Source organism: Pseudomonas sp. B21-015, from assembly GCF_024749285.1.
Classification (GTDB): Bacteria; Pseudomonadota; Gammaproteobacteria; order Pseudomonadales; family Pseudomonadaceae; genus Aquipseudomonas.
Genome location: NZ_CP087196.1, coordinates 2857585 through 2875339, shown reverse-complemented (window position 1 = coordinate 2875339; position 17755 = coordinate 2857585). Strand labels below are relative to the sequence as shown.

Genomic DNA, 17755 nt, shown 5'->3' with positions numbered 1-17755 from the left:
AAGATCCGTACAAGCACTTAGTGTGCTTTATTCTCCCAATCCCCATGCTCCTTCGTCGGCAGCCAAACCCTCTAGTAAGCGACAGTAATCGGCAAACATTGCGTCAACCAGTGTCGGAGTCAGGCGGTTAGCCGCGAGATCCCAGTGGATCAACAAACCTTCTGCCTGCTCGATACTCAGATTGTCCAGCGCCACACCGTGAGTGCGACTCGTACTTTTAACGAGTGTTACTCCCTCGGGCAGGTCCAGTGGCCCTTGTGGGTTGAGTCGGGTAAAAACCACAGGGAAATCAAGTTTGCGTGGTCGTTGTTTGTCCGTCGCCACCTTACGAAGTGCTTGCAGGCCATTGGTCATGCTGTGCTGTTGATCCTCGGTGAAGATCCGTTCGCAACGCCGGGCCTGCTCTATAAAAGTCATAGGTTCATTGTTGAAATCGATCCAGCTCAACGTAGTGAAGTCGCCGACCAGCGCGTCGATCTGCGGGTGCACTGCAGGCCTCTTCCAACCAGGGGCCACCAGAGTAAAGGCCGGCTGGGCGCAGTGTTTCGCAATGCTCCAGGCATAGGCAGAAATCAGTACCGCGTCGGCCGAGATTCCTGTTCGTGCGATACGATCACGCAGCGCTGGCCAACAATCAAGGTAGTGCTCATATTCCAGGTACAGGCCATTGATATCCCTTTCGTCATTCACCTGCGGCCCTTGGGGTAGCAGTCGGAATTTTTCCTGCCAGTAAAGAGCTGCGTTTTGCGCCGCTGGTGTGCGGTTGTACTGTCCGAGAGCCTCCATATAACTACCAAAATTGATGACCAACGGCGTCTGCGGTAGACCGTGGTAGAGATTCAGTAGTTGATGGATCAACAGATCTCGACTGGGGAGGTCGACGAGCAGCAGGTCCACCGCCAGATGCACCAGGCTGCGTTGTTCATCCAGCGTACTGACCCGCAGTTCAGCATAAGGCCACTCTCCCAGCGCCGTCACCCGGCCAAGCATCTCTTCGACGATCCGCGATCCACTGATATTCTTCTCGACCGTTTCGAGTTTCATCAATAGCGGTGCTTCCAAGATCTGCTGGGTGCCATTGGGCAGAATCCGGGTCCGCAGCATCGGATGGTGCGCCACCAACTGCTGCCAGGCCTTTTCCAGTCGAGCAATATCCAGCGCTTCGATAGCAACGGCCATATAGAGATGTGAACTGCCCTGCCCCCGGTGCAAAGAACGGTTGAAAGCGTAGGCCTGCTGCTGATCAGTCAATGCAAAAGGTATCTTTGGCGGCGCACCGGGCGCCAGCTCAAAAGGAGCCACATGAACCAGCGTTGATGTTTTGAGCGCCCACCAGTCGTTATCACCATTCGCCAACGTGACCAGCAACTGGCAATAGTTGCCAAACAGCTGATCGATCATGCCGACGGGATAGCAGTCGATGGCGACGTCCCAGCTGAAACTCAACGCCCCGCCACGCTCGCGCAATTGGTGATCGAGGTTGATCTGTGGCGTCTGGGTGACGCAGTAGTGTTGGGCGTCGCCAAAGCTCGGCGCGCCGTCGATTACCGGGTTGTTGAGCATCGAGGTGAAGACCACCTCGCCACCGTTGAACAGCTTCGATTTGTCGCCACGCTGACGGACTTCGCGAAGTGCAGAGATGCCACTGACGCTGGCGTGATCAAGGTCCGCCAGCAACTGGCGCTGCACCTGTTGCGCCAGTTCGGCCAGGGTTTGTTCCGCCGCGCCGGCAAAGACAAAGAACTGCGTGGAGATCAGCGGCCCGACCAGCCGATCAATGTCTGGGTGCACCGGGAGTCGGCCATAACTGGTCGATATCAACGAAAAGGCCTTGCCGGCATTGGCCTGTTGCAGGATCAACCCGAACAGACTCAACAGCAGTGCAGTGCCTGAAACCTGCAAAGCATCGCCCCGCGCTTTCAATCGCTGCCAGCAGCTCTGCTCAAGGGTTGAAGTCAATCGACGACGCTCGCGGCCAGCAGGTCGCGATGCCTTGGGCAAGGACAAGCCAGTCGGTGCCTGCGCCAGCTTGTCGACCCAGTACTGCAAATCACGCTGGTAGCGTGGCGACTGTTTGAAAGCCTCCAGCGACAGCTGATAATCACGCAACGACACGCCCTGAGCCGGCAACTCGGTGGCAGATTCCTGATAAATCATCAGCCATTGCTGCAACAGCACCTCCAAAGAAGTGGCATCGACAATCAACTCGTCGATGCTCAGATGAACCCGGCTGACTTGGTGATCCAGCAGCGAAACGACTATTTCAAACAGCGTTTCCTGGCCGCTCAGATAAACCTTGTGCGACATCGACGTGCGAAGGGCTGCCAGCGACTGCTCGCGGTCAGTTGGTTCGCTACGGCGAAAGTCGTGGGTTTTGAAGCGATAAGGCGGCAGTTCGCCGACCTGTTGGCGGCCGTCATTCAGCAACCTGAGCCGTAACGCGTCGTGGCGAAACATCAATCGATTCCACGCCTGATTTAGCCTGTAGACGTCCAGCTCCGGCCAGTCGAATTCCAGATAGATATGGCAACCGACCCGCTCAGACTCGGCCAGCAGCCTGCGGCCCGACAAAAAAGATTGCTGGATATCATTGAGCGCAAAAGGCTGATGCCGGGCGTCGGGAGCGACCTGCAACACAGGCACAAGCTGATCGTCGCCTTGTCGCTTCAGAGCTGCCAGACAAGTTTCCACTGAGCCAAGGCTCAGGTACGGGCTCAGTTGTGCCAACGATACCGACAATTGCAGATGCTGCTCCAGCCTGGCCTTGAGGGCCACCGCGCCTAGAGAGCTGAGGCCGAGGCTGGCCAGGCTCCGCGATTCGCAACCCGCGAGTGTTTGCGGGTCACATCCCAGCAACTCAGCTAGCATCTGGCGCACGCTTTTTTGTGACGGTGTCTCGCATTCGCTTGCCTGAGTTGTAGTTTCAACCCGTCGCGGCGCCAGCCAGTGACGCTCCCGCGCAAAGGCATAACCCGGTAAGCCAATTCGCTGTGGTTCACCCAGATGCGGTAGTTTTCGCCAGTCCGGTTCGATGCCCTGCCGCCAATAATCGGCCAGCGCGAGCAAGTCGCGCTCCAGCAGTGCCTGGGTGACCGTCTCGCCAATGGCAGTCGCCTGTTCATCAACCAGCGAGACATTGTCCGACAAGCCCCGAGCGAGTGCGTCCAGCTGCTGTTGCAGAGACTTGATGCTATCCACCACGCAAGCCCAGCGGCAAGCCATCGCCGTTCGCCCCACTTGCAGCGTGCAAGCAATGTCAGCCAGACACAGATCGCTGCGTTGGCTAATGGCGCGGTTCAACCGTGCCGCCTGCTCCTTCAGTCGGTCGACATCTCGCGCCGACAACAGGATCAATTGAGGCTCACTGTCGCCCGCTGCCACACGATGGCGGGCGTTGTGTTCCTCCACGACCAGATGGGCATTGACACCGCCAAAACCATAACTGTTGATGCTCGCCCGACGTGGCATCTCGTGACCGTCGATGTCCTTCAACGCCGGCCATGGCCGGTTCCCGGACGAGAGCGACAGTTGCTGCGGATCGAGTGTGATCGCGGGATTGAGTTGTTGATACCCCGCAATGCCCGGCAACTGGCGCTGTTTCACTGCGTCTATCACCTTGAACAACGCCGCCATGCCGGACGCCAACTCACAATGCCCGATCAGCGGTTTCAAGGTGCTGATGTTCCAGGCCGCGCCGAGTTGGTCACCACCGCTCAACTGCACACGCGCCGCCTGGATCGCGTCAATTTCGATGGCATCGCCCATCGCCGAACCGGTGCCGTGGGCTTCCACGTAGCTGACAGTGTGCGGCGCAACCCCGGCGCTGCGGTAGGCGGCAACCATCGCCGCTTGCATGCTGGCGTGATCGGGGGCAGTCAGCGAAATCCCTCGCCCGCCATGACCCACGCCGCTGCCCTTGATTTTTAGATGGATCCGGTCTCCGTCCCGTAGCGCGTCGGCCAATGGTTTGAGCAACAGCACACCCACCCCTTCGGCACGCACATAGCCATCAGCCTCGGCCTGGAATGAACGGGTGTGCGGCTGCTCGCTGAGAAACCCCATCTGCCGGTAACCGGCCGTTTCATCAGGCGACAGCAACAGGTTAACCGCGCCGACCAACGCCTGGCGACACTCGCCGGCCCGGATCGACTGCATGGCCCGATGCAACGCGACCAGCACCGATGAGCAGGCGGTGTTGCAGTATTCGCTCGGCCCCCGCAGATCGAGGAACCAGGAAATCCGGTTGGCGTACATACACGGAGAAGAAGACGTCAGCAGATACGGGCTGTCGCGGGGAACCTCGACGACTTCGCGGTACTCACTGGGCGCGGCGGCGACAAACACGCCGGTTTCACGCCGGGCAAACGCTGCGGCAGCGATCGCAGCATCATCGAGCGCCCACCAGGCATGCTGCAACAGCAGCCGTTGCTGAGGGTCCATCAGCGCCGCTTCCGCCGCCGAAACACCAAAAAACCAATGATCGAAACACTCGATCCCATCGATGTAGCCACCCGCAGGCCCAGCCGTTGCGCGTTCGGGTGGCACGTCGCGTATCTGACTGACGCCACTGCGAACAGCTGCCCAAAACCCCTCCAGCTCCCCACCGGGGAAACAGCCGCTGATGCCGATGACGGCAAAATCATCGTCTGCTACAGCAAGCGTCGATGGCGGTTTTTGCGCTAAGGCTGCCTGAGTCTCTTTTGACGGCGGCACCTGCGTTCCGAGGCGTTCTTGCAGCGCAGCGACGATTTTCTCGACGCTGTTGTAGCGAAAGAAAAAGCTCGGTTCCAGCGACAGACCGAACGTCATACCCAGTTGTTCACTGAGCGCGAGCAAGTCAGCCGAGTCCAGTCCCAGCTCCATCAGGCTGTGGCGTGGTGACACTCGGCTGCCTTGCGCTTGTCCCAGGCAGCGATTGACGCCCTGACGCACCGCGTCGTCGATAGAGATCGCGGGTTGGTCAACCATTACCGTGGCCAGCTGAATTTCCTGGCGCTGGCGGCAGGCCAGGTCATAACGCACCAGAACGCCGTGCCCCGCATTGTCGGCATCGGCGGGACGATAACCGGGCACCAGCCGCTCGATTTGTGCGCCGTGCAATTCGTGGAAACGCAACACCGGGTCCAGCAGCACGCCCCGCTCGTCACGGCTATGAATGTAGTCCGCCTGGGCAATGTCTCGGTACTTGGGATAGTCCTTGCAGCGGGTCACGCCGACCACAGTGTCGACGCCATTGAGCAGCGTGCAATATTGCAGCATAAACTCCAGCAACTGATCGCCGTAACCGCTGTACTGATGCGTCGGCAGGATGTTCAGGCTCTGGATTTGTAAGGTGCTGCCGTTGCCATGGAACAGCTGATCGACCGTGGCGAAATTGACCGCGAACAGCCCTTCGATCCGGGTGATCCGCTGGGAATAGATGACACCGACCACTTCGCCCTTGAGCTCCAGCGCCAGTTGACCGGCAGGGTCCTGGTTCAAGCGGCGCCGCAGAATGTGTTCATCTACCCGGCCGCCTTCGGGCCAGCAAGCCTGTTCCAGCGTCAGCAGCGCGGGCATGTCTGCCAGCGTCACATGCCGAACACGGTATTCCCGCGCCCGGTAACAACCACTGGTGGCCGCGCAGTCGATGCCGTCTAGCGGCAGCCTGTGCAGCATCCCTGGATCGGCAAACAGCCCGGCACCGGCCAGCGCCATCAGGTAGTGCGCTGCTTCAACCGGGTAATGACAGGCAAAGTGATCAGCCTGCGGACCGTCGGGGCGCCAGTGGCTTTCGCTGAGTACTATCGATTGCTCACCAATCAGCGCCGCCAGCGCTTTTGCCGAGGTCTGCAGACTGCCAAGCACGCTGGCGCCCTCCGCCGCCTGGCCATCACAACGCAGGTAATAACGCTGTGGCACCTGTAAGGCGGGTTGCTGCGGCGCCGTCCCCGGCTGTTGCAGGTTTTGCTGACCGATACCCAGCCACAACACTCGCGCACTGGCACCGACACCCGCGTTCCGAAGCCGCTGACGCAGCGCCGCCGGATCGCTCACTACCGCATCATCAAGCATCAGCAATTGCAGGGGGTTGCTGTCCAGCGCCTGGCCTCGGGCCGTATGGTGCCGCACCCATTGCCCCAGTTCACTCAACGCAACGCCGGGATGGCCGCCCAACTCGACGATCCAGTCCGGCTGCGCGGACAACGGCTGCGCATCGAAGACCTTGCCCAGTAACTGTTCGAGGGCGGGCCGATCACCCGGCCAGACTTGCTGCTCAGCAGCGCCCTTCAACCATTGCAACACGCCTGCCCACCGCTCACCCTTGCCGAACAGCAAGTCATCAAGGGTCGCGGGCAAACTGGCGTAGTACGCCAGAAAAGGCTCGCTCAGCCGTTCGTTTATCAGCGTTCGCCGCTCGGGATGAAGCACCAGTTGTCGTTCTTCGCAGCGAATCCATTGCTGGGTCCGGAGAAAATCGCTCAATAGCTGGATGCGTTCCGGGCCGGTCTGGCCGTTGTCGATGCGCCGTGGATCAACCCGCCCAGTGTCGATATCAATCGCCCCGTTCAGTTGCAACCGGCGCAACAGCACCAGCGATAGCAACTCGTTCAGACCACGAATAAAAGCAGGACAGAGCAGATTCCAGTCCAGCGCCGACAGCTCCAGCCAGCGCCACAGGTGCGGTATGTCCTCCGCGCACGGCATTCGCCGCGGCGCCAACAACGAAAACAGTTCGGCCACTTCTGTGGGCAGCGTACCGATTGCCGATGCCCGGCCATTGAAGAAATACTCGTCGCCACTCGACTGGCTCAACCAGCCAAACGCCTTCAGCCCGTCAAAGGCCACCCGTAACGGACCGGCATTGATCGAAGCAGCCGCAACAAAAGGCGCAAACCCGAACGGCTGGTTGATTCCACTACGAGAGATCAGTTGACGACTTTCCAGACTCAGCACACTGGCGATGAAAAACAACTGATCGGTAAACGTGGCGTTCATCGTCTTTTCCATGACAAGGCATCCATTCGATTGTGCAGTCACGAAAAGGCGGCGGCGTTTCGCACGGTCTTGACGAGTTTGGTCAGCACCTCGCCCGGCCCGAGTTCCTCGAATTCGAATTCCCCTTGGCGCATCAGGTACTGCACGGTATCGAGCCAGCGCACCGAACCGCAGATTTGCCGGGTCAGGTTGTCGACCAGTTCATTATCGCGATAAGGCGCAGCATGGATGTTGGCGATCACCGGGGTGTGCAGCGGCGAATAGTCGAACGTTGCGAGGTACTCGCCAAATGCCCCCATCGCGCTGTGCATGTAGCGCGAATGGAAAGGAGCGCTGACCGGCAGCGCAACAAAGGTAATGTCCATCGCCTGGAAAATTTCCTTCGCCTCGCTGAGTGCCTCGACAGGACCGGCGAGCACCACCTGGGACGGTGAGTTGTAGTTGGCGATGTCCAGCGCGCCGAGGCCGTGGCGCGACAGCAGCGTATTGACTTCGTCAGGGCTGCGACCAATGACGGCCGCCATGCTGCCGCCGGTGGCAAGGCCCATCAGCTCGCCGCGTTTTTTCACCAGTTTCAATCCGGTTTCGAAGGAGAATGCACCAGCGGCAAACAACGCGCAGTACTCGCCCAGGCTGTGACCAGCCAGAAAATCGGCTTTACGCGGGTCCGCTTGCTGTTTGGCGAGGAACGCCAAGGCACTGACGGTGTAGAGCGCCGGTTGGGTAAACCGGGTGTTGGACAACTGCTGATCGGGATCTTCCAGGCACAGTGTTTTCAGCGAATAGCCAAGAATTTGGTCCGCCTGCGCCAGATGCTCGGGAAACTGCTCGAACAACGCCGCGCCCATGCCCAACCGCTGCGAGCCCTGCCCCGGAAACACATAGACGCGTTTCGGCCCGGACGGCAATGGCGTCGATGGACGCTGTACCAGGCGGGTCGGCTGCTGGACCTGAAGTGCCGCAGGTTGCACAGCAGCCTGTACCGGCACAGGCGCCGTCGGTGCTGCCGGGGCTGCGTTGGCAAGCAACGGCTGCAAGGCACGGCCCAGGGTCAGCACCTCGTCGAATTTTTCCAGGTCGCGGCCAAACGGGCTAAGCACCGGGAAAATCGCCGGCAAGACACGGTCACGAATATTCTGTTTGATGAGGTTGGCCAGCGTACCGCTGGGGCCGAGGTCAAGGTAGATCATCGATTCGCCACGCTCGGCGGCCTCACGCTCGATCCGCGCCAGTGTCTGGGAAAAACGGATCGGCTGGCGGATGGTGTGCCAGAAGTGGTCGCTGTCGAGTTGCTGCAAGGTCTCGGTGTTATGGCAGGAGATCACCGGGATCTGCGCCTTGTGCAGGGTGGTCTGGCTTATCAGCGCCTCGACTTGCAGCCTGAGAAAATCGATATGGCGCGAATGGAAGGCCTGATTGACTGGCAAACGCTGGAACACAATGTCCCGAGCGCTGAGGTGAAATTCGGCATCGGCAATCGTGCCGGACGGGCCGGCAACGACGATCAGCGAGGGTGCATTGTAGGCTGCGATATCGCAGTGCTCGCGCAGCACCGGTGTCTGCTGATACAGCGACTCCGTGGCCAGGATCGCCAGCATTGCACCGTCGCCTGCCGGTGACTGACTCTGGTGGAACAGTTGCCCCTGACGCACCACGAGGCGGATCGCGTCAGGCAGCGAAATGACGCCTGCCAACGCAGCGGCGGCGAGTTCGCCGAGGCTGGTGCCCAGCAGATAATCAGGGGTGATCCGGTGCTCGATCAGCGTCTTGCCCAGCGCGTATTCGATCATGAAGATCGCCGGGTGACTCAGGCGAATATCATCGAACGCCTTCGAGCGCGGATTGTTGTCGTGATAGATCCCGGCGATTACCGACTGACCCAGTTCGGCGTGAATCAGTGTGTCAAGTTCGTTCATCCAGCGGTGGAATACCGAATTATTCTGATAGAGCTCGCGGCCCATCTGATAGAACTGGCAGCCCTGGCCGGGAAACATGAATACCACGCAAGACGTCTGTCCCTGAAAAAGATACGGCATAAATTTCGTCCTGAAATGGATAGCTGACGTTACGGCTCGCAGTATAGGAGCCGATCTGGAACGGCCTGCGACATCGACAAAAAAATCTTCGGGGCCTTGGCCCATGACCGCTATGCTCCTCAGGCGGCCGCATCAGCGCCCTGTAATCGGCGCTGTTGTCGCGAATACAGTGAAATGCAAACTCTGCAGTTTTTTCGACACGGAGGTAGACATGACGACGCAAGGACAAGAAACCGTATCGCCAATCAGTCAGTGGTACGACATGATGACCCGGATGTTCCCCGACAAACGTCTGACCTTCCTCAACTACGGCTACCTGGCTAAAGACAGTAGCTTTGACTGGATCAACGACGAAGATCTTGAGCAAAAATGCTCGGCAAACCTGATTCGCACCCTGCTGGGCGATACCGATCTGCGCGGCAAGAAGGTCCTCGAAATCGGCTCGGGACGCGGCGGTAATTGCTCCTACCTCGCCCGCTATACCGGCGCCGCGTCCGTGACCGGGCTGGATTTTTGCCCGGCACATGTCGAGTTGTGCAACCGGGTGCACCCTATTGAAGGGCTGACCTTCGTTGACGGCGACGCGATGGCACTGCCGTTTGTCGATAACGAATTCGACGTCGTTATCAATATCGAGTCGTCCCACTGCTACCCTGACCTCAACACGTTTGGTGAAGAGGTGCAGCGTGTGTTGAAAAAGGATGGCTTGTTTTTTTATGCCGACACCATGAAAGGCGACAACACCAGTGCCCTGTCCGAGCGTGACAGCATTGGTGTCGACTTCTTCACCAACGTGCTGGAGCAGCACCAGGCAATGATTCGCCACGCCGGCTTCAAGGTTGAGGAGCATGCCGACATTTCCGAAGGCGTGATCAGGGCGTTTGAAAGCGAGCAAGGTCACCTCAAGCACCTGCTCAAAAGCCTGGTGGACGAGAAAAAACAGCACAGTGACTCGCTGCCGCCCGAGGTCTGGCACGCGTTCGACACCATGTTCCATTTCTTCAACGACAGCGGCGTCAAGGCCTATAAAAACGGCCATCTGGTGTACAAGTACTGGCGTTTGAAACAGGCCGCCTAGTCTGTTCGGGCGGCGGGTGGAGAGACAGCTTCGGGCGTTATCCAACGGCATTCTCCACCCGCTTTTCGCCATATAAGGACGCGCAGAACTGCGCGATCACTCTGAACACTTCCGGCTGGGTCAGCAGCGTCATATGGTTGGCCGATGCCACCTCGATCATCTCGAAGTTCGGTAATTGCCGCTGCCACTCCTGCCAGTAATCGGCGTGATTAAAAGCGGCGAATTCCTGGCTATCGGTGGAGAAAAATGGCTCCAGGGCGCCCATCCACAAGCCGCTGGCATTGCGAAAGTAATAACAGGCGACGTCACCGGCCTTGGGCAATGGCTGGATTCGATAATGCTCCACCTGATATGCCTGCTGGATCTGCGTGACTTGTGCCAGAAGCTGCTGTAAACGCTCGTCGCTGGTCTTCAGGCCCCGCTCCCGGGCCAGCGCCGTCAGTTGCTGCAGATAGTCCGCTGGCGACAGCGACAGATCGACCGCGTCGCGGTGGATCAACACCTCGGCGAAGCGCTCCGGGGTCTGGCCGATGGTCATCTGCAAGGACATGTTGACGGTCTGCAACAAGCGGGTCTTGTCGGCAAGGCGGGCGGTACGTTCACCGGTCACGTCCGGTGAGTCCAGCATCACCAGGCTGGCGACGGTTTCCCCCAGCTCCTGCAACTGCCGGGTCACTTCATACGCCAGCATGCCGCCCAGCGAATAGCCGCCCAGGTCGTAGGGACCTTGCTGCTGAACCGACTGGATAACCTGAACGTAATAAGCCGCCATAGCCTGAATCCCCTGCAACGGCGCGCGGTCGGTCATCCAGCCTCGGGCCTGAAGCCCGAAAAACGGGCGCTGAATATGGTGGGCCAGGCCCTGATAGATTTCACTGCCGCCCAAGGCGCCATGGAACCAGAACACGGGTCGGCCATGCTGCACCTGATTGAGTCGTTGCAGCTCAGGGAAGCGCGTCGTCGAACCGCTCAACAGGCCGATGATTTCCGGAGGCAGCACCGGCTTTTTGAAACTGGCAGATGCTCTCAGCAATTGAAGGACATCACCGAGAGTCAGGCACTGCTGGATTTCGGCCAGGGTAACTCCAGGATCAATGTGCGCTTGCACCTGCATTGCCCACTGCAGCATCACGATGGAATCGGCACCGTAGGCGTTGAGTGGCTTGGCCGGCGACAAGTCGTTGGGTTGCATGCCCAGCAAGTCGGCAAGCAGACGCAAACCCTGTTCGGCGGCAGTTTCCCGGTCCTTGCCCACTGCCGGGCCTGCGCCCGTGATGTCGTCACGCAACGCCGTGTTTGACTGTTCCAGCCAGTAGCGCTTCTTGTCGAAGCCATACGTGGGCAACTGAATGAGATTCGCGCCGGTGTTTTGCGCAAGTTTGTCCCACGCAATCTCGCCGCCCTGAGTCCAGAGCAGCGCCAGTTGTTGCCGGTCATCGGCGGCAATCAGGCCGTTGCTCAGCGCTACGGCACCTGGGCCAGACAGCAGGCTGGCCAGCGCCGCCGGCACCTCGTCGACATTGCCGAAGGCCAGCGGCAAATCGAGTGTTTCCAGCGCGGCCATGGGTTCGCCCTGCTCCAGCACCCGCTGAATATCGGCTAACAGCGTGCGCAATTCGCCCGTGCTGGCCACCAGCAAGGCCAACCGCAGCGGCATCGCCTCTCGGCCGATTTGCAGGGTGTGGGCCAGATCCTTGAGTCGAAGATCCGTATGGACATCGAGATGCCGCGCCAGCCTTGCCACTGCCTGCTGCAAAGAACCGCTGCTGTTCGCTGACAGCGGCACGATATGCAAAACGCCGTCCTCTTCCTGTGCCACATCGGTCACCGGCGCCTCGGGGTATTCCTCGATAATCAGATGGGCATTGGAACCGCCGGCACCGAACGCGCTGAGCGATGCCCGACGCGGAACGGATTGGCGCACGCCATTGATCTCGACCACCGGCTGAGGCCAGTCGGCTAACGTGCGTTGCAGCACGAATGGTGAGTGCTCGAAGTCCAGCTTGGGATTCAGCGGACCGAGCACCAGCGACGGCGCCAGCTGCCGGTGTTGCAGTTGCAGCACCAGTTTGCTGAGCGCAGACATGCCCGAAGCCGCTTCGGCATGACCGATGTTGGATTTGACCGAGCCAATGGCGCAGGACTGACTGGCAACTCCCGCTTCGCCGAAAATGCGGCTCAGCGCGCTCAGTTCAATGGCATCGCCCATCGCTGAACCATTGGCCGCCGACTCGACGTAGCTGACAGTTCGCAGGTCAATCCCTGCGCGTTTGAAGTTGCTGTCGATCAGCGCGGCCTGCACCTTGGCGCTCGGCACCGAGAAACCATGAGTGTGGCCGCCGTGGTTGGTGGCGGTCGACTTGATCACCGCCAGAATGTGGTCGCCATCTCGTTCGGCGTCGGCCAGCGTCTTGAGCAACACTGCGCCGACGCCCTCTGCCGGCAGATAACCATCGCCATCGGCAAAGCTGCGGCTGCCGACATGACTGCCAAGCACCTGGCCTACGCTCAGGCCGATGTACTTCTTCGGATGCAGGGTCAGGTTGACACCGCCGGCAATCGCCAGTCGACAGTCGCCATTGCGCAGCGCCTCGCCCGCGGCATGGATCGCCGAGATCGACGACGAGCACATGGTGTCGATTGCCAGGCTCGGCCCCTGAAAATCGAAGAAATAGGACACCCGGTTGGCAATGGCGCTGTAGGACGTCACCGAAACCAGCGACTCCCGGACCAGATCCGACTCAAACGCCTGGTATTGCTGGTACATCACGCCGACAAACACACCCACCTGTTGTTGATAGCGTTGCTTGACGTGTTGCCGGGTGATCCCTGCGCTTTCCAGCAGGTTCCAGCACGTTTCCAGGAACAGCCGATCGTTGGGATTGATGATTTGTGCCTCTCGGGGTGAGAGGTTGAAAAACAGCGGATCAAAGTCCTCGACCCCATCCAGAAAACCGCCCCACTTGCAGTACGTCTTGTCGAATCGGTCGCGCGCTTCGTCAAAGTACGCCTGATGATCCCAGCGCGAGGTCGGCACTTCGCTGATCAGGTCTTCGCCGCCAGCGAGCTTGCGCCAAAACGTCTCCAGGTCTTCGGCACCGGGGTAGCGACCACTGAGACCGATGATCGCCAGATCGCGGCTGTTGCTGGTCCCTGGCGGCGTCGCGCGCTGTTGGCGGCTGTGCTGGCGCCGGGGTTCTTGCGCCTCGGGTATCGACGCGGCTTTTTCACTGGACGTACTGCGCTTGGCTGGCTCGGGCACCAGCAACTGGCGCATCGTTTCGAGGTGCTGCTGGATGAAATACTCGCTCAGCTCGCGCACCGTCTGGTATTCGTACAACAGCGTGTTGGGCAGCGAGCCAAACGTGCGCTCCAGTTGGCTGGTCAGCTCGGTGAGCATGATCGAGTCGACACCGTAGCGCTCGAACGAGCCGTCACTGTCGATCTTGTCCAACGGTCGCTTGAGCGTTTTCGACAGCAGTTGCTTGAAATGCCGGATCGCCAGCGCGTTCAGGTCGCCCTCCACGGTTTGCGCCAAGGGTGCCGCCTCGACCGGCGCTTGCATCATTGGCGGCGCTGGCGGCTCATCGAACATGACCGCCACCGGCTCATGCCACTGACCAGCGATAAACGTCTTGATCCTGGTGATATCGCCTTGCAGAACCATCCAGCGTTCGGCCCCGCGGGTATCGGCCAAGACCCGGCGCAGCAACGCCAGGCCGGCGCTGTCACTCAAAGGGTGAATCCCGGTCTGCTCGATCATCTGTTGTTCTCGCCGGGCATCGATCTGCATCCCGCCGTTGCGCCACAGTGGCCAGTTGATCGCCAGCGTACGGCCCTGACGTTGGCCGGCCCGGGTCTGGCGGTTACGCCAGCCGGCCCACTCGTCCATGAACGCGTTGGCCAGCGCATAGTCGCCCTGCCCCGGATTACCGATCACCGCGCTCACCGAGGAGAACAACACAAAGCAGTCCAGCGGCAGATGCGCGCTGGCCCGGTCCAGGTTCAGCACGCCCGCCACCTTGGGCGCCAGCACCGCCGCCAGATCGGCCTCGCTTTTGTTCTTGAGCAGGCTGTCTCGGGTGATACCGGCGCAGTGGAAGATACCGTTGATCACGCCGAACGCTTGCTCGCACCGTGCAAGCAGTGCCTCTACAGCGCTCTGGTCGGCGACGTCCAGCGCCTCAAGCCGCACCTCGGCACCCAGTGCCTTGATCGCCTCGATTCGCCCGCTGACTACGGGAGAAGGTTGACTGGCCGAGCGGCTGGCCAGGATCAACCTGACGCCCCGCGCCTGCCGGGCAATGCTTTCAGCCAGCAACAAACCCAAACCGCCTGCACCACCGGTCAGCAGGTAAACGCCGCCATCGCGCCACGGCGCGGCGTCAGCATCCGGCAGCGAAGCTTCCTGCCAGGACGCCACTTGACGTCGACCGCCCTGGTAACGCACCCGTTCATCGTTCTGATGGCCATTGTCGATCAGCCACTGCGGCAAGAGGCTCCCGCGAGCCTCGATAGACTGCACGGCGGCGATCAGCCCTTCGTTTTTTGCTGTCTTCAGCAGCGCCAGCAGCGAGGCGAAAACCGCGTCGGTTTCATCAAGGTCGCAAAGGACCAGTTGCACCAGAGTGTCCGCCGGGCACGTTTGCACGAGGTCGATCAGGAACCCGGCCAGCAATGGCAGAGCGATTGCGGGATCATTCGAAGCCATTGGCAACCGCTCGATGTGGATCTGACAACTGCCTCCCGCCAGCGCCTGGCAGCGATCCACCAGTTCGTCTACGGCAACAGGTTGATCTGCGGCCAACACAATCACCTGCCGGGCGTAGCTTCGCGGAGCATTGTTGACGAGCGCTTTGTCATGCCAGACCGGCATCATGGTCAGCATGGGCATGGCTGCCGGTTCAAGTCTTCTCGACGAAAAACCTTGCAGGCGCAGTGCCACGCGGCCCTGCTCATCGCAGATGTCCACGTCCAGTTTATTGATCCGTTCCGGCTGGTGACTGGCGCTATAGCGCACCCATGCATGGCAGGGCTGATTGAGCAGGCGCAGGTCGCCAAAAATCATCGTGTCCAGCGCAAACGGCACCAGAGGCTGACGCTGCTGGCCCGGCTGGGTCGGCTCCAGTAACGCCAGTCCGAGTGCGGCCTGCAACGCAGCATCAAGCAGACCGGGCGACAGGAGCAGTGATTCACCGCGCCCAGCGTTTTCACCCGCCAACACCAGTTTGGCCAGCACCTGACCGTTGCCCGCCTGCAACGCGCTGATCCGGCGAAAGCGCACGCCATACGCCAGCCCCATCTCGCCGAAAATCTCGTAGCACTGCTCTGGTGCCAGTCGCTGCCCGGCAGTGGCCACGGCGATGGCTGGAAGGTCCAGCGACGCCAGGCTCTCGGCGCTGCCAACTGTCGCCACACCGGCGCAATAGCTCGGGCCATCGGCCGTCGCGCCACGAATCTCGAAACGGATCTCGCCGTTGTCCTGCTCGGCCAGATCGATATCGATGGCCAGCTCGCCGCCGTCATGGCGCATCGGTTGACGCCAGGCAATGTTCTTCAGGCGGACCACCGCGCCGTCATCAGTCAGTGACAGCTTAAGCGCAGCCCTGGCCATTTCCAGATAAGCCACGCCGGGCAGGACCTTCAGACCGTTGACCCTGTGTTCGGCAAAAAACCATTCGTTGCCGTCGAACCGGCTAGTGAAACGCTGGCCTGCCAGGTCCGACGTATTGCGCTGCACCAGTGGGTGCAGCCACGCCTCGCCCATGCGTTCGACCGCAGGTGATTCGCTGATCCAGTACCGCTCGCGGCTGAACGGGTAGGTCGGCAGCGGGATTCGGCGCGGCTGAGCATGTTGGCAAAGCTGACGCCAGTCCACGGTTGCGCCCTGGCGCCACAGTGCCAGCACGCTGTCGATATCCTGTTGTTGCAACGCCCGAATCACCTCGTCCGGCGCAATCTTGCTGGCAGGTTTGCCGCCCTCGCCGGTTTCGCTGGCACGCAGTTGGCTCAAAAGACTGTCGCGGTTGTCCGCCGCAATCACCCGCCGGTATTCCATCGCCTCACGGCCCAGTTGCAGGCTGACGGCGACATCCACCAACGGCAGTTGAGGCTGGCATTGCAGAAAATCGATCAACTGTTCAACCCGCGACTGCAGCGCTTCGGGGGTTTTAGCCGAGAGTGGAAATATCGTCGCGGCGTGCCCCTGTTCCGTCACGGTGGTCAAAGGCTCAACCGCCTCCAGCACAACATGGGCATTGGCCCCGCCAAAACCGAACGAACTGACTCCCGCCCGGCGCGGCGCCTTGTTGCCCTGGCGGTCGGACGGCTGCGGCCACTCCCGGCCAGCCTGCAAAACCTCGAACGGACTGCCGGCCAGATCGATATACGGATTGAGCTGTTCGCTATGCAGGCTCTTGGGCAGGTACCCCTGCTTGAGGGCCAGCAAGGTCTTGATCAGCCCGGCGACGCCGGCAGCGGATTCGAGGTGGCCGATATTGGTTTTCACCGAACCTAGGTAACAGCGCTGCTCGGCGCTGGCGCCCAGTTCGGCAAAGGCCTGCTTGAGTCCGCTGATCTCGATGGGATCGCCCAAGCGCGTGCCGGTGCCGTGGACTTCGATGTAACCGATGCTGTTGATGTCGATGCCTTGGCAGGCCTGTTTGATCAGGTCGGCCTGGGCTCTGGGATTGGGTGCGGTCAAGGAGTTGGCGTGGCCGCCGTGGTTTTCCGCGGAACCGATAATTGTCGCGACAATATTGTCGCCATCGGCCAATGCCTGCTGATAGTCCTTGAGGACCAACACCCCGACGCCTTCACCGCGCACATAGCCGTCGGCATCGGCGGCAAAGGCCTTGCAGCGCCCGGTGGGGCTGAGCATGCCGGCCTTGACCGCACCGATAAACACCATCGGTTCAAAGCACAGATTGACCCCGCCGGCGACAGCCACCGTGCAGTCGCCGTTGAGGATCGACTGCGCGGCCCTGTGTACCGCCACCAGTGAACTGGAGCAGGCGGTATCGATGGGCGCGCTGGGGCCATGGAAATCGAACAGGTAGGAGATGCGGTTGGCGATGATCGAGTGCGCATTGCCCGTGGCGTCGTGCGCGCCGGCCTCGGAACGGGCCAGCAGGCCGTTGTAGTCGGCGGAAGAGATGCCGATAAATACCCCGGTATTGCTGCCGCGCAGGTTCTGCGGGCAGATAGCGGCATCTTCGAAAGCGGCCCAGGTCTGCTCCAGCACCAGACGATGCTGCGGATCCATGGCCTCGGCTTCGCGTGCAGAGATGTTGAAGAAGTCGGCGTCGAATGCGGTCGGGTCGTTGATGAAACCGCCCGGACAGGTGAATGTCTGGCGCAGGTAAGCGCGTTCGGCAATGCCCGGCAAATGCCAATATGGCAGTTCGCTGATCTGCGAGCGCTCCTCCATCAACAGTTGCCAGAATTGCTCGGCATTGTCGGCGCCGGGAAAACGCCCGGCGAACCCGACAATCGCCACCCTGGCAGTCGGCGCTCGCGATGGAGCGGTGCCTTGTGGCCCTTCGCCGATCTGCCGCCGGGTCCGTTGCGCCGGCGTGGTCGAGTGTAGTTGAGCGGGCCGCTGATTAGGCAGGCGGATGTCATGTGCATTGTTCGATGTTGAGTCGTTCATTGTTCTGAATGC

Annotated in this window: 4 protein-coding genes; 1 reads left to right on the top strand and 3 read right to left on the bottom strand. The window is 60.6% G+C overall.

What is annotated here, in order from left to right:
• Positions 1–27: 27 nt before the first annotated feature.
• Together LOY38_RS12705 and fabD are read right to left on the bottom strand one after the other, a co-directional pair.
• Complete coding sequence (locus LOY38_RS12705; protein ID WP_258700307.1) at positions 28–6990, bottom strand: beta-ketoacyl synthase N-terminal-like domain-containing protein; 6963 nt, start codon at positions 6988–6990, stop codon at positions 28–30.
• A gap of 26 nt (positions 6991–7016) precedes the next feature.
• On the bottom strand, positions 7017–9014 hold the full coding sequence (gene fabD, locus LOY38_RS12700; RefSeq protein ID WP_258700306.1) for an ACP S-malonyltransferase: 1998 nt from the start codon (positions 9012–9014) through the stop codon (positions 7017–7019).
• A gap of 211 nt (positions 9015–9225) precedes the next feature.
• Here fabD and LOY38_RS12695 point away from each other — a divergent pair, with 211 nt between their 5' ends.
• Positions 9226–10092, top strand: coding sequence for a class I SAM-dependent methyltransferase (locus tag LOY38_RS12695; protein ID WP_258700305.1), 867 nt, complete (start codon positions 9226–9228; stop codon positions 10090–10092).
• A 37-nt stretch (positions 10093–10129) separates the two neighbouring features.
• Here LOY38_RS12695 and LOY38_RS12690 read toward each other — a convergent pair whose 3' ends face one another.
• On the bottom strand, positions 10130–17743 hold the full coding sequence (locus LOY38_RS12690; protein WP_258700304.1) for a type I polyketide synthase: 7614 nt from the start codon (positions 17741–17743) through the stop codon (positions 10130–10132).
• Positions 17744–17755: the final 12 nt, after the last annotated feature.

Excerpts from the sequence above, each read along its gene's own strand:
- LOY38_RS12705 (WP_258700307.1), bottom strand. The coding sequence starts at position 6,990 with ATGGAAAAGACGATGAACGCCACGTTTACCGATCAGTTGTTTTTCATC.
- fabD (WP_258700306.1), bottom strand. The coding sequence starts at position 9,014 with ATGCCGTATCTTTTTCAGGGACAGACGTCTTGCGTGGTATTCATGTTT.
- LOY38_RS12695 (WP_258700305.1), top strand. The coding sequence starts at position 9,226 with ATGACGACGCAAGGACAAGAAACCGTATCGCCAATCAGTCAGTGGTAC.
- LOY38_RS12690 (WP_258700304.1), bottom strand. The coding sequence starts at position 17,743 with ATGAACGACTCAACATCGAACAATGCACATGACATCCGCCTGCCTAAT.